Below are 15,131 nucleotides of genomic sequence, written 5' to 3' on the forward strand. Positions count from 1 at the left end.
TATTTTACAGCGATTTGAAATGATTATGGGGCGAAAATATGATGGCGAAATGGAATTAAATTTATTGTGGCAAAAGCTGGGTGAGTCTGTGAAATTCTATTATGGCAACAACCGCGAGCCGGTATATGCGTGGCAAGCAAGATGGAGAATTATAGCTAGGGCTGAACTAATAAATTTGATCCTTGGCACGGGCGCTGGAAGTGGATGCATGAATTATGGAGTAGGGGTTTTGGAGGTTGTAAAGCAAAAAGAATAAGGTCGCAACCTTTAAAACAATAATTTTAAATCCCAACGGGAAACCTTATTCTTTAGTCTGTATTGTAGCACAATTTTTATTAAAATAAAAGGAAACTAACCTTTAAATCAATATAACTTGAAATATATTTGGTTTTGTGATATAATAAAGTAAAACAATAAGGAGTTATATTTGAAAACTAAAAAAGTTCTTAATCGCATGGGAAAATACATATTGTGCATTTTGTGTATATTTTTTAGCCCTATCGTAGATGTTAAAATATTTGACATAAATTTGGGGCAGATAGAGTTCAGTATTTATTGCAATTAGTTTTGAATCACAATAAAATATGCCTCTTAATGCCTTAATCTTATTCTGATTTCAAATCTAGAATAATTTTAGAAATATTTAAGTAAAATGGTCGTAAAATTAATTAAAATACTTAAGGTAAAAATAAAATATGGGATTAGCTCATAAACTCTATAAAATTGGCAACCTGTTAAGTGACGACTATGTTAAGGCTATGATTAAAAGTTCTAATTTTAAGGATAGTGACCATATAACTTTGGTTATTGATTTTAAAATTGAGAACGGGAAGCTTCTTAGTACTCCAAAACTATCACGAACTTCATTAGACACCATAAAAACATTTTTTACAAAAAAGATAGGTGGAACTAGTAATTCATATTATTTATACCCAAACTACGAGTATCAAAACGAAAAAGATTTATATAAAAAATTCCAAGCTATTTCGCATACCTTACAAAATTCCATTTTAATCTATTCAAATCCACAAAATCATAGTTTAGCAAAGATTGTTTTTGATTATATAGATAACTACAAAAATGATGAGCTTGGATTGAAAGACTTTAAGCAAGGCGATTATTTTCTGATTTTACTTATAAATGGCAAAAGTTTTTATGAGCTCATGCCGGAAGTTTTGCAAAATTATCTTAATGAATTTGTAAAGCCTCATATAGAGGACAAAAAAGGGAACGCTTTTTTAAAGGAACAGATAGATATTGTTACCCAAGAAAAAGAACCTTGCGGGTATGATCCGAATGTCAAGTTTTTTACTATGGATAATTATGATGACAAATTTAAAGAGCAATCCATAAACCGTCTTCCTATGTCAAAAAATACGGCAAAATCGGTCAAAAAAGGCTGGATGTATGCGATAAACAATCTTAAATTTTATTACAAAGGATTAGAATATATAATAATTCCGTCTATGGTAAATTTTGACGAAGATATTTTTAAGGAAATGATAAATTTTCTTGAGAAATCAAATACTTTAAGTGATGAAGCTGCTAGGGAAGAGAGCTTTATTAGAAAATTGAATAAGCAAATAGAAAATTTCAAATATATTAATAGTTTTACGCTCGATATATTCTTTACGGAGGTGAATGTTACCAATTTATCTGTTAAAATATTTGCTACTCTTGAAGATGTTTTGCCAAGCAGGATAAGAAAGGTAGCAAATTTGATGCAAGAAGAACATATTACGGATGCTATGAAACGATTTCAAGGCGAGGATGATGATATTAGATTTGTATATTTAAAGGATTATTTTAGGATTACGGAACAGTTTGCTATATCTACAAATAGCATTGCAAATTTGAAAAATAAAATTTTACAAGAAAAAATATATTTAGCAAAATTGCTTTTAGGATATTTAAAAATAAGTTATCTCGAAGTTTTAAAGCGTTTTGAGCACTTTAGAGAGTTTGACGGTGAAAATAAAAGTAAATTAAAAGATGGCATAAAAGAGTGGATAATATATCCGAATGTTTTTGTAGAAAGCGAAAACAAGGTTTTAAAATTTTTAAAAGATATAAATGCAATAAGGATGTAGAATGGAACTTTTTTCTGAATATTTTGAAAAATTATTGCTTAAGCAACCCGATTATTTTGAGAATGGCTTAATAAAAGGAGCTTATTTAATAGGCGCTTATTCAAAAGGTATTATCGATAGTTCGTATAATCCTAACGGGAAAGTTGTAAAAAAGAATGAGACGTTTAAAAAATGGTTATCGACCAAAAGAATAACGGAATCAAATTTAAAAGCTATTTTTAATAAAGCAACCTATTTTGAGAAGCTATTTAGTCTAAATACTCCTAAGAACAATGATTTATCACAATTAGTTACCACTTATTTTATATACCCAAAAAATATAAGAGTAGCTCAACAGGAGATTTCTTTTGCTTTCATTAAAGGGTTTAATGATTATGCAAAATTTAAAAAAGAAAATCAAAAACAAGGAGAAGACAATGAGTGAGTTGGCAAAGCATAGTGAAATTTTATTTTTATGGGATGCAAAAATGACTAATCCTAACGGCGACATGCTAAACGATAATGCACCAAGATACGATGAAAGCGATAGAAGGGCCGTCGTTAGCGATGTTAGAGTAAAAAGAACGATTAGAGATGATCTGCAATATAGAAAAGGTAAAACCGTATTTGTAAATAACGCAGAGCAGGTACAATCGGCAGAAACCAGATTTGCTGAGTTGAAGAGTACTTTAAATGAAAAAGATGATAAAAAAGTTTTTTTAAGCTGCATTGACAATAGACTTTTTGGAGGAGTGGCACCCAAAAGCAATCTTCAAATTATAGGTACAGTGCAATTTTCTTGGGCTAAATCACTAAATGAAACAGAGACTATTTTATCACAAGGAACCGGCGCTTTCGGTAAAGACAATAGCTTAAATAAGACATTTAGAACCGATAATTATATACCTTATGGGCTGTTTGCAATGTACGGTACTATAAATTCTCTAAGTGCCAATAAAACGAATGCGAGCGAAGAAGATGTTGCCGATATGCTTGATTCTATGTGGCAAGGCACCAAGTTGCTCAATACTAGGAGTAAAGTCGGACAAAAACCAAGAATGCTTATAAGGGTTATCTACAAAGATACTTATATGATAGGGCTACTTGATGAGCTTGTAAATATAGATAATGAGAACTCTCAACAGCTTCGTACTTTTAGCGAATGTGAATTAAATTTCTCAGCTCTTTTAAGATCGTTAAAAAATATGAGCCAAAAAATAGAAAAAGTAGTAGTTTTTTATGATGATTCGGCTAAAAAGTATCTGGACAATTTTAAAAATTTAAATATAAATTTAGAGGCCAAAGAACTGTAATGTTTGCATTTAAAATTTGGGGTAAATTTGCTTGTTTTAGAGATCCTTTGGGGATTAGTCAAAATATCACTTTACCCATCCCTCCAAAAACTACGGTTTGTGGTATGTTGGCAGCTGTACTTGGCATAGATAACTATTTAAATGATGATAGATTTGACGACTTTAAATATAGCATAATCCCATGTGCTCCTATTTTGAAAAAGAGTTTTTCGCAAAATTATATAAACGACTATACAAAATTTACAAAGTCTCATCTAAATAGTTTGCTTAAATTTGATATGCAAAAAATCTCGCTTGGTTTGCGTGACAATAAAGCTCCTCAAAAACCGATAAATAGAGAACTCTTGATTTATCCTAAGTATATAGTTTTTATTGATAGATTTAAGCTCGAAGACGAAGCGATTCATAATCTAAAAAATAGAATTTGCAAATTTTCATTTTATCTTGGTAATAGCGAATTTGCAGGCAATTTTGAATTCATAGAAATAACAAAATATGAAGAGAAAAAATTTGATGAAATTAATATAGATTCGTTCGTGCTTCAAGATGACGTAAAAAATATAGATTTTGAAGAAGGTATTTTATATTCTCCGATTAGTTTTGCGAGTGTTTTAACGCCAGAGAGGTCTCCTGCTTCGGGCGTAAATTTAATATTATCCAACAAGCAAATAAAAGCTAGAGATATTAAGATCCACGAGATAGTTTGCGTCGATGAAATTTATCATTGTAGATTTGTATAATGCAAATTTCAAATTCTTTTAACTCGCACCCTAAAAAATCCTACAATTTCCATGTAAAAAACATAAGCGATAGCTTTGATGAAAGCGACCATAAAGAGACGGCATCCTTTCACGATATTGCCAAGATTGCACAGAGATTTCAAGATTATATAAATTTAGAAGTAGAAAATTTTCCCTCAAGAGAGGACTTCGAAAAAGCCCAACAAAAGCTAAAAACAACGCATACTCTAGAGAGTGCTTTTATATATTTTTTTATTAGAGTCGATAAAGATATAAATTTTTTAGCTAATTTTTTTACTATTCTAAAACATCATTCCGATTTGCCCGATCTTAAATCTTTCTTTAGCGAACTAGGCAATATAAAAGCAAAAATAAAAGATAAATTTAAAAAGATAGATGAAGTGATTTGTAGATCGAATTTAGAGGTAAAGCCCGATGTCAATGATTTTATTGACTATTTTTTAGATTTAGAGGCCGAGCTGGAAAAATATCAAATTTTAGATAACTACTTTATTTTTAAGAAGCGCTATTCGAGACTTATTTTGGCAGATAAATTTGAAGCTATTTTTTCTAAATCCTATAAAAATGTAGAAATTTTAAGTGAAGAAAAAATAGATCTTTATCTTAATAAGATAGAAGATATTATAACCTCAAAGCAAACTGGCAGTAAAAACAAATACAGAACAAAAGCGAAGGAACTTATTTTTCAAAATTTTAATCATAATACGCAAAAAGATAAGTTTTTGATTAAAGCGCCCACCGGCATAGGAAAAACGTTTTTGGCTCTAAATTTGGCATTGCAAATAGCTAAAATAAAAGGCGATAAAAGACGTGTTATAACAGCTATACCATTTACCTCTATCATAGATCAAACACATAGCGAATATCAAAAGATAATATCCGATCAAAACGTACTAAAATACCATCACCTAACAAGTTATAAAAGTAGTAAAACAGATAAAGAAAAAGATAATGAAGATGAGCAAGAGCAGTTTATGCAAAAAGTATTTTTGGCTGATATTTGGCATGAGAATTTTATCGTCACGACCTTTAATCAGCTATTTTACGTATTTTTCTCAAATCACAATAGAGATAATTTAAAACTAGAAACTTTGCGAGATAGTGTTATCATAATAGACGAGATACAAAATATCCCAAGAGTTTTATTGAAGCCGATTTCTGCCGCTTTTAATGAATATACAAAAAGATACAATATCCACTTTATACTTATGTCTGCGACTATGCCTCATATTGCATCAGAGCTTGAAAATTTTACCGAGCTTTCAAGCCCCGTTTTATACGAGCGAGATAGGGATAGATATGAGCTCGTTTATAAGCCAAATTTAAACGATTTTGACATCCTAAAAGATGAAATTTTATCCCATAAAGATAAAAGTGTGCTTTGTGTCGTAAATACCATCTCAAAAGCTAAAAAGCTATATGAAGTCGTAAAAAACAAAAGCGAGAATAAAGATAGCGTCTATCTTTTGACTACGCACCAAATTCCACTTCACAGATTTGAGATTATTGACGAGATAAAAGTTAAATTAAGTAGTGGTAAAAAGATTATTTTGATTGCAACGCAGCTGATCGAGGCGGGAGTCGATCTTAGCTTTGATATAGGTTTTCGAGAGTTTGCCCCCTTTGGCTCTATTATTCAAGCTGCGGGTAGAGTAAATCGTGAAGGCTTGTCAGATAGGCCTGCAAAAGTTATAGTTTTTGATTATTTAGAAGGTAAATCATTTCCATATCACGATACGGATCTGCAAGAGGATAAGATAAAGGAAATTCTATCGCAAAATATAAAAGAAAGCGAAATTTATAATGTCTTAGAGAGCTATTTTGAAAGTACAAAAAATGAAACGACTAGCGTAGATTTATTGCAATACGCTAAAAACCTAGAATTTCAAACATTATTTAAAAAATTTAATGAAAATTTTATGCCAAAACAGGAGTGGAAGGTTTCACTTTTTGTAGAGCAGTATAGCGGGCATTTCGACAAGTTTTTAGATAATCGGGATAAATTGTTACAATCAAATGACGATAAATTTAAAATTATTGCAGAAATTAAAGATTCGGAAAAAGATTTGGGATTATATACTATATCCGTTGGTAAAAATTTACTAGAAGAACTTAAAAAAGATTATAAAACCACTTTAAAAGATTATTTTGGCAGATATATCTTACCGCCAGGCAATTTCTATAATAAATTTGATGGTTTCCTGCCTAAACTTACGATTGCCGAAGAGGTATTCGACTAATGTTTTGCAAGGACCAAATCACCGGCACGCTTGTGAATTATTACATCACCTGCAAGCGCGAGGCGTGGCTTTACGCACACAATATTCACGCCAATCAGGAAGATGAAAACATGCTGATGGGCAAGGCGCTAGCGGATATCAAAGAGAACGGTTTGCAGGAATTCGCATTTTCAAATTTGAAATTTGATAAGCTTTCCAAGCAGCGCGGACATTATCTCATCACCGAATATAAAAAGAGCCTAAAAAATCCAGAAGCAGGCAAAATGCAGCTACTTTTTTACATCTATCTTTTAAAAATAGGCTTAAATTTAAAAGAGGTGAAAGGCAAATTAATTAGCGGCAAAACCGTCATAGCGATTGAGGATAGCGCCGAAAATTTCACTAAAATCGAAATGGTTTTGGGCGGCATTGCCGCCCTTGTAAATGAGCCAAAGCCGCCTAAATTTAGCCCGCAAAAGATTTGCGAGAGTTGCGCTTATCGTGATTATTGCATTTAGGAGATAGAATGTACGCTATTTTATTTTACGATATTTCAAGCAGCGACGAAAAGGAGAAAAATAACGCTGCGCGCGTCCGAAAGGCGGTCGAGAAATTTCTGCCTCGCGTGCAATTCAGCGTTTTCGAAGGCGAAATCAGAGCGAGCGATCTTAAAAAATTAATGGCGATTTTGCAAAAAGAATGCGCTAGCAAGCTTGATTCAGTAGTAATTTATACTTTTAATTCGCTCAAATATTCACAGCGCCTAGTCATCGGACGCGATAAAAACGAAGCGATTTTCAGCTAAAATTTAAGGATAAAGTATGCAAAAATCGGATCGCACGCATTTTATTTTGAGCCCCGGCCGATTGCGCCGCAAAGATAATAATTTATACTTCGATAAATTTAACGATGAGGGCGGAATTCTAACTAGTAAAATTTTGCCGATTAATGCAATTGATGAAATTTATATTTTGGCGCGGATAGAGCTTGACACTTATGCTATGGCGTTTTTGGCTGATAATAACATTTTGTTGCATATTTTTAGCGCCTATCAGAGCTTTCGCGGCAGTTTTTTCCCGAATACTTCAAATTCTGTAAATAAAAGTGGCTTTGTACTTTTGGCGCAGCTGCGGGCTTTTGATGATCTTTCTAAGCGCCTTTTTATCGCTCGCGAGATTACTCGCGTTCGCATCTTAAATGCAGCCATTAATTGCAAGGCTTATGGCGTCTCGCTCGATACTACGCCGCATCTGGATGCCCTAGCGCACGTCTGCGACATAGCAACGGTAATGGCAGTGGAAGGCGGCTTTGCCAAGCAGTATTTCGCGGCCTGGAACGAAATCATCGAGGATCAGCGCAGTTTTAAATTTACGACGCGCTCCAAACGCCCGCCGGCAGATAAAATTAATGCCCTCATTAGCTATGTAAATACGCGCATTTATAACGTCTGCCTCAGCGAAATTTACAAAACCGAGCTTGATCCGCGCATCGGCTTTTTACACGAGCCAAACTACCGTGCGCTAAGTCTGCATCTAGATCTTGCAGAGATTTTTAAGCCTATTTTAGGCGATAGATTAATTTTTGGAATGTTAAACAAGCGCGAGATTGCGGCAAAAGATTTTGAAACGGATGCGGGGCGTATTCGATTCGGTCGAGAAGCGGTGCAAAAAATCGAGCTAAAAATGATTGAGAAACTATCATCCTGCGCGAACGTAGCGGGACAGAGCTTAACCTGGCGTCAAATTATACGTCGCGAGGCAAATCAGATTAAAAAATACGTCTGTGAAGGCGTGCCTTACGAGGGGCTGGTATGGCGGTAGGCTGGGGGTTTAAGCTCATTCGTGCTTTTGAAATTTTGACTAGAATCACTTGTGTCTATAGATTGCGCCCTCTTAAGATGTATGTGCTTTTAAAATAAATTTGATCTGAAGTACGGAACGGCGAACGAATTGGCTTTAAAAACGCATATGCTTTTAAAATTTCAGTTTTTTATTCACACTTCGATTTTTGAATGTCTTTATATTTAGATTTTAACATTTGCACTCACGATACATATAGATAGCGATAAAGTTGCTTTTAAGATTCTGAAATGCCGAATTTTGGGCATTGAGCAATCGGCGCTTTTTTAAATTTAGTCCATTTTAAGGCATAAAAATATATACTCCTAACACTTTCTACCTAGAAAAATGGCAAAATTCGTGCTGTAGAATTCCATCCCGTTGGGAATTGAAACGAAGCGCAAAGGCGGATACTGCGCGAGTATTTTGCGTAGAATTCCATCCCGTTGGGAATTGAAACAAAAGGAGTAGAAAAATGAAAAAAGTTTCATTTGTGTAGAATTCCATCCCGTTGGGAATTGAAACAATTTGCGGTAGTCTAAATCCGAGCGCGTAAATAGGTAGAATTCCATCCCGTTGGGAATTGAAACCTATCTAAGAGAACAGCTTCATAAACGCCCCTTGCGGTAGAATTCCATCCCGTTGGGAATTGAAACACGTTTTGGGCTATCGCGTCGCTGCCCTTTTTATGGTAGAATTCCATCCCGTTGGGAATTGAAACAGGCTATGCGGTAAGCGCGTGGATAACTTCCTATTTATGTAGAATTCCATCCCGTTGGGAATTGAAACTTTTTGCTACGCCGCCGTCCTTGCTAGTCACGAATAGTAGAATTCCATCCCGTTGGGAATTGAAACCATCAGGGGCTGAAACGGAAGCAGGAGTTTTAAGTAGAATTCCATCCCGTTGGGAATTGAAACAAACGCTGCTGCAATATCTCAAAATCAGCGCAAGGTAGAATTCCATCCCGTTGGGAATTGAAACAAATTTTCATCCGTATCAAAGAAGCTTTTGCCCGCTAGGTAGAATTCCATCCCGTTGGGAATTGAAACGAGGCGGTTTATTGGGGGAAATGGCAGGGCGAGAAGCGTAGAATTCCATCCCGTTGGGAATTGAAACAAAAAGCAAGGTCTGCGGTCATTGGGTCGCCTTTTCGTAGAATTCCATCCCGTTGGGAATTGAAACTTACTCCATTGTGAGGCTAGAGGAAAACTACGCGGTAGAATTCCATCCCGTTGGGAATTGAAACTAATCAGACAAAGAGCGCAACCACTTTTCAAAATGCGTAGAATTCCATCCCGTTGGGAATTGAAACAACAAAAAGGAAGCAAAAAACAGATTTTGTCTAATAGTAGAATTCCATCCCGTTGGGAATTGAAACCTTCCATAAAAGCATTATATATTTTTGTAGCTTAAGTAGAATTCCATCCCGTTGGGAATTGAAACATGCAATATGTGCCGATAAGATGCCTTATATCGTGGTAGAATTCCATCCCGTTGGGAATTGAAACGCCTGTTGCTTCTGATTCTTTAAAAGCCTCTGAAGTAGAATTCCATCCCGTTGGGAATTGAAACTACCCCAAAACTCCCAAAAAGTAAAGGAGCTATCGTAGTAGAATTCCATCCCGTTGGGAATTGAAACTCCTCTGGAGTGTTTGGAGGGAAGCTATCCTTGCGTAGAATTCCATCCCGTTGGGAATTGAAACAAAACGAATCCAAAAAGTGCAAGTTTTGAGGACTTGTAGAATTCCATCCCGTTGGGAATTGAAACAATGAATTTCTAGCCAAAGCCGCGCAGAAAAAGGGTAGAATTCCATCCCGTTGGGAATTGAAACAATCATCATTCTCGCCCCTCTCGATAAGCCCTAAGTAGAATTCCATCCCGTTGGGAATTGAAACGCCATTCTACGTCACCCATCGCTTCCTCCTTAAAGTAGAATTCCATCCCGTTGGGAATTGAAACTCGTGGCTAGACTTCAAAAGCTTGGGGAGGACAAGGTAGAATTCCATCCCGTTGGGAATTGAAACTACATTGATATAAATGGATATAAAAATGAGTAATGGGTAGAATTCCATCCCGTTGGGAATTGAAACTCATCGTGCCTAGGGGGCGCTTAACCCCCTGTTCGGTAGAATTCCATCCCGTTGGGAATTGAAACATCAAGGATTTGGAAAATAATCCCAAAAATGTAAGAGTAGAATTCCATCCCGTTGGGAATTGAAACAACGGCTGCTTCCGTAAGGCGTTAGTGGGTAATTGTAGAATTCCATCCCGTTGGGAATTGAAACACGTATTCATGCATGAGCCTACCACAGACGTAAGTAGAATTCCATCCCGTTGGGAATTGAAACCAAAAAATTTCTCACTATTTCTAGAGGAAACTTTGTAGAATTCCATCCCGTTGGGAATTGAAACTCGTTTTTGCCGAGCTTATTTCCGACGATGCTTTTGTAGAATTCCATCCCGTTGGGAATTGAAACTCCGAGGAACAGATGGCGGGCGGGGCGTGGACGCTGGGTAGAATTCCATCCCGTTGGGAATTGAAACAGATAATGGCTAAGTACGAAATGTTTGGCAAACACCGTAGAATTCCATCCCGTTGGGAATTGAAACTCTAACTTACATGAGAGTAAAGCATATTTGTGTTTGTATAGAATTCCATCCCGTTGGGAATTGAAACAATTTGAAAGTCGCGAAGCTTCAAAAGCGGGTTTTTGTAGAATTCCATCCCGTTGGGAATTGAAACTCTGCTCAGCGTGCACGCAAGCAAGGGGCTTGAGTAGAATTCCATCCCGTTGGGAATTGAAACCTCCGTAGGCGGTCTTTTTTAAACCTATTAGCATGTAGAATTCCATCCCGTTGGGAATTGAAACTTTTAGGCTAGATCCATTGCAGAAGGTTGCCTATATTGTAGAATTCCATCCCGTTGGGAATTGAAACGAAAATAGAGCTAAAGTATTGAAAATACCATTAGGTAGAATTCCATCCCGTTGGGAATTGAAACGAATTGCCAATATGACAGCAATCTATTCGCTTGAGTAGAATTCCATCCCGTTGGGAATTGAAACGTAGGTTGCTCGGGCAGAGTGCAAACTAACCCGCGTAGAATTCCATCCCGTTGGGAATTGAAACAAAGGAGTTTGATATGCCTAAGTTGGAAAAACTTTCTGGTAGAATTCCATCCCGTTGGGAATTGAAACGAAGCTGGATCAGATTGAGCATAAAAGGAGTCTTTTGTAGAATTCCATCCCGTTGGGAATTGAAACCTATGTAGCCGTCATTGTTTATTTTAAAATCCATCTGTAGAATTCCATCCCGTTGGGAATTGAAACGATTTTGACGGCGCGTATCTAATGGAGATTTTTTAGTAGAATTCCATCCCGTTGGGAATTGAAACGGGTATCCTGCACGCTCTGTGGCTTGCTCTCTAGGTAGAATTCCATCCCGTTGGGAATTGAAACAAAAGCGGGGTAATCGACGATACTGCGGAAAAAACTGTAGAATTCCATCCCGTTGGGAATTGAAACTCCCAATGTTACCGCATTGAAGTTAGCACCAGTTGTGCAGAATTCCATCCCGTTGGGAATTGAAACATCGATACATCCGATGCGACGGCTTGTATATACATAGGGTAGAATTCCATCCCGTTGGGAATTGAAACTGAAAAATCCATAGTCGTTAGCATATTACTAATCGTAGAATTCCATCCCGTTGGGAATTGAAACTCGGCTCGCGGGCGTATCGATACCTAAGCCCCGTTTTGTAGAATTCCATCCCGTTGGGAATTGAAACCCATCGCCTTTACCAGAACCGCCGCCTTTATCTTTGTAGAATTCCATCCCGTTGGGAATTGAAACGATGTAGTTAGCCTCTATGTGAAAGAGCTCATCGTAGAATTCCATCCCGTTGGGAATTGAAACTTTCTAGAATCTTTGAATAAACTAACAGAGTCTTGTAGAATTCCATCCCGTTGGGAATTGAAACTCGAGATAGAAAAAGGTCGCCTTTTTCTTATCCTGTAGAATTCCATCCCGTTGGGAATTGAAACCCAAATCCCTGCCGGGTTTTCTAAACTGCCAATGGTAGAATTCCATCCCGTTGGGAATTGAAACAGTGATATTTGGCTTATTGGTAATCTTTTTAAGCTGTAGAATTCCATCCCGTTGGGAATTGAAACTAAGCCTAGCAAGATATTCCGCACCGCTTGGAAAGGTAGAATTCCATCCCGTTGGGAATTGAAACAAAGGTTCTGACCTAGGCAAGTCAAAAAACTACTAGGGTAGAATTCCATCCCGTTGGGAATTGAAACAAATTATACTGGCGCGATAATCAAAACGAAATGACCGTAGAATTCCATCCCGTTGGGAATTGAAACGCCTTTGCAGAACAAAGTTTTTCTTTTAGAAAAGACAGTAGAATTCCATCCCGTTGGGAATTGAAACGCTTCACAAATCGGCGAGACCTTTTTACCGGTCGGTAGAATTCCATCCCGTTGGGAATTGAAACAGTTCTTTCTTGCTAGTGCGCGGCGTAAGGGTGTTGTAGAATTCCATCCCGTTGGGAATTGAAACTCCGCCTAAGCAGGCAAGGTTCTTTGGCGTTTGAGTAGAATTCCATCCCGTTGGGAATTGAAACTACCCATAGCGTGCGTCATAACATAACCGACAAAGTAGAATTCCATCCCATTGGGAATTAAAATGCTCTATTTAAAGCTTCATTTGTTCCTCTTACATAGTAGCATTCTATAGAATTTACCGAGCCGAATTCTGCCCGATAAAATTTTTATCAAATTAAATTCTAGACTTGAAGTTTTAAAATTTTATCGAGCAAGGCTCCGCATCTCAGAGCTTAGAATTTTAAATTTAAGAAGCAGCGACTTCAAGCTGCGTGGTTCGAAAAGTGAGGATTTAGATTATAAAATTTAAAAAGGCGGGCAGGATTAGAATTTTAAAATTCGAAGTCGATGACCGAAATTTCAGACTTCGAAACCTAAAATTTTAAATCCTAAACGGAATCAAATTTTAAAATAATTTCAAATTTACCCCTTTTAAATTTACATATCTCGAGCTCTATTCATAAAATTTTACGTATTAATTCACGTAAAATTTAGCCGAACAGAGACGCTCTCAAAACTTATCCGCATTAAATTTTATCTCTTCTTTTTAGAATAAAAACCGTTACAGACGCGATTATTAGCGATGATAAAGCGCTTATAATCATTATGTTAAAATTAAAATTTGAGCGATCAAACAGATGACCCAATAAGGTCAAATCGGCTTTTGCTAGGATTATCATAGCTAGCGAATAAGTATAAAATAAACTTATAAAAAATGCGGATGCGGCGGATATTTTATCCAGCAGAATAAAAGCCTTTATTTTGGAAAATGCAAAGCAGCAGATGATTAGAGGCAAAATTACCGTCGCGCAAAATAGATACAATACTATAGCGCCGAAAATATCGCTTTCGCTATCGCTCGCCTCTTCGTGCCACGTTAGTTCAAAAGCTTTCATAACAATAGAAAACGGATTCGCGATATCGTAACCGCTATACTCCGTTAAAAAAACCGCATCTATGCTGGCAAATATAACGCCCAGGCAGTCTATAGTAAAAAAGAGTAAGGCGATCCAGAATAAAATCCTTACCCCTTTTAACTCGAAACATTTTTTAATAAACTCTTTTATCGCCCTAGCCCCTAATTTATAGCTTTTAAGATCAATTCGGCTTTTATATCGCGTTTCATTTTGTCGCTCTTAAAGACATTTAGTCGTAGTTCCTCATCAAATTTTAGCCTTTCGCTGCGCTAAATTTTAAAATTTCAAGCAAAGCAAAGCATTGTGCCGCATTCGTTATCTTTTCTATTTGCTCTGCATTTGTCATTTTATATCCTTGTCCTAAAACTTTGACATTACTAAACCTATAATCGCAATTATGGCACTCACCCAAATAGAAGCATTTACTATAAAGCAAAGTATACATTCGACATAGTGATATATTATTTTTGCCCTATTTGAGATTTTATATTCCTCAGGTTGCTTTATATTCGGCTTATCGGCAAGCACCTCTCTAAAAGCGCCAAAAAGAAACATCCAATCTAAACGCTTCTCAGAATAAGCCTGCAGGCTCCTTATGCTTATCAACATAGCCAATATAAATAATCCCATACCTATATTAAAAATTTTTAACCCATATTCTTACATCTCTTTCCTTACGTATTAAAAATTTTAGAGCTATGGTTTATCAGGCTCAAAGTCAAACTCTCTTTGTCGAAAGCAACATCTCCAAATTTAACAATAATCTCTTGATTTTGTCTGATCGATATGGTCATGCTGCCATTGTCTAATATATAATATCTTTCTATTTTAAAAAGCTTTAGAATTTGAAATATTAAAACAAAAGACATATTTATTAGCATAGCCGGTATATAGACTAAAGTATCAGCTATTTTTTCTGATATTTTCATATTAGACTTATTACTAATTTTTTCACCGAATCTAGGCATATATGAGTATGTAATTTTTGTTTTTTCATCAACTCCAAATTCTAAAATTTTACAATTACCGGCAAAGTCTACATAATCGCATTCAATTCTTTTATTAAAAATTCTAATTTGTAAGTTATTTGCCAGCATACCTCTTACCATTGCCAAATCTTTAAAAATTGAACCAAAAAATACACATATGCAAAGCGCTAGCTCGCTTTTTCTAAGGGCATTATTAAAAAGGCTTTCTATAGGAAAAATACATCTAATAGCGAAGATTAATGCTAATATTAAGAAGAAAATTCTTATAGCCAATTCGCTTTTTAACAAATAGTCATTTTTTATCACTATCGGCTCTTTGTCGTAATCTCGCATAGAATTTCCCCATTTTTATAAAAAGATATTTTGGCGTATTCTACCGCCTTATTCTTATGGTGCATTTAAAATTTAAAA

The 15,131-nt window shown here is 35.9% G+C and carries 9 protein-coding genes, 1 pseudogene and 1 CRISPR repeat array; of the genes and pseudogenes, 9 read left to right on the top strand and 1 reads right to left on the bottom strand.

Annotated features, from left to right (window positions below; genetic code table 11):
* The 9 genes and pseudogenes from Q0393_RS02560 to cas1 all read left to right on the top strand — a co-directional run.
* Positions 1 to 256: pseudogene (locus Q0393_RS02560) on the top strand (CRISPR-associated protein Cas6); the annotation flags it as partial.
* 439 nt (positions 257 to 695) lie between these two features.
* Complete coding sequence (locus Q0393_RS02565; RefSeq protein ID WP_298977652.1) at positions 696 to 2,090, top strand: TM1802 family CRISPR-associated protein; 1,395 nt, start codon at positions 696 to 698, stop codon at positions 2,088 to 2,090.
* A 1-nt stretch (position 2,091) separates the two neighbouring features.
* Positions 2,092 to 2,514 (top strand): hypothetical protein, encoded by a 423-nt coding sequence (locus Q0393_RS02570; protein ID WP_298977655.1) that lies wholly within the window; start codon positions 2,092 to 2,094, stop codon positions 2,512 to 2,514.
* Positions 2,507 to 3,382, top strand: coding sequence for a type I-B CRISPR-associated protein Cas7/Csh2 (gene cas7b, locus Q0393_RS02575; protein WP_298977658.1), 876 nt, complete (start codon positions 2,507 to 2,509; stop codon positions 3,380 to 3,382). The genes Q0393_RS02570 and cas7b overlap by 8 nt, the downstream gene beginning before the upstream one ends.
* On the top strand, positions 3,382 to 4,122 hold the full coding sequence (cas5, locus tag Q0393_RS02580) for a CRISPR-associated protein Cas5 (RefSeq protein WP_298977660.1): 741 nt from the start codon (positions 3,382 to 3,384) through the stop codon (positions 4,120 to 4,122). Before cas7b ends, cas5 begins: the two co-directional genes overlap by 1 nt.
* Positions 4,122 to 6,383, top strand: coding sequence for a CRISPR-associated helicase Cas3' (cas3, locus tag Q0393_RS02585; protein ID WP_298977662.1), 2,262 nt, complete (start codon positions 4,122 to 4,124; stop codon positions 6,381 to 6,383). Before cas5 ends, cas3 begins: the two co-directional genes overlap by 1 nt.
* Positions 6,383 to 6,880, top strand: a complete 498-nt coding sequence (locus tag Q0393_RS02590) for a Dna2/Cas4 domain-containing protein (protein ID WP_298977664.1) — start codon at positions 6,383 to 6,385, stop codon at positions 6,878 to 6,880. The genes cas3 and Q0393_RS02590 overlap by 1 nt, the downstream gene beginning before the upstream one ends.
* Before the next feature lie 8 nt (positions 6,881 to 6,888).
* Positions 6,889 to 7,167 carry a CRISPR-associated endonuclease Cas2 gene (gene cas2, locus Q0393_RS02595; protein ID WP_291937660.1) on the top strand — a complete coding sequence of 93 codons (279 nt, stop codon included), beginning with the start codon at positions 6,889 to 6,891 and terminating at the stop codon, positions 7,165 to 7,167.
* Positions 7,168 to 7,183: 16 nt separating this feature from the next.
* A complete protein-coding gene (gene cas1, locus Q0393_RS02600) occupies positions 7,184 to 8,182 on the top strand; it encodes a CRISPR-associated endonuclease Cas1 (RefSeq protein WP_298977667.1) in 999 nt (332 codons plus the stop codon).
* Positions 8,183 to 8,565: 383 nt separating this feature from the next.
* Positions 8,566 to 12,898: a CRISPR direct-repeat array (repeat unit 30 nt; unit sequence GTAGAATTCCATCCCGTTGGGAATTGAAAC).
* Positions 12,899 to 14,405: 1,507 nt separating this feature from the next.
* On the opposite strand, the gene Q0393_RS02605 is transcribed toward cas1, so the two are convergent.
* Complete coding sequence (locus Q0393_RS02605; protein WP_298977670.1) at positions 14,406 to 15,053, bottom strand: hypothetical protein; 648 nt, start codon at positions 15,051 to 15,053, stop codon at positions 14,406 to 14,408.
* Positions 15,054 to 15,131 lie beyond the last annotated feature (78 nt).

Origin of the sequence: uncultured Campylobacter sp. (genome assembly GCF_938015785.1) — a bacterium.
Classification (GTDB): domain Bacteria; phylum Campylobacterota; class Campylobacteria; order Campylobacterales; family Campylobacteraceae; genus Campylobacter_B.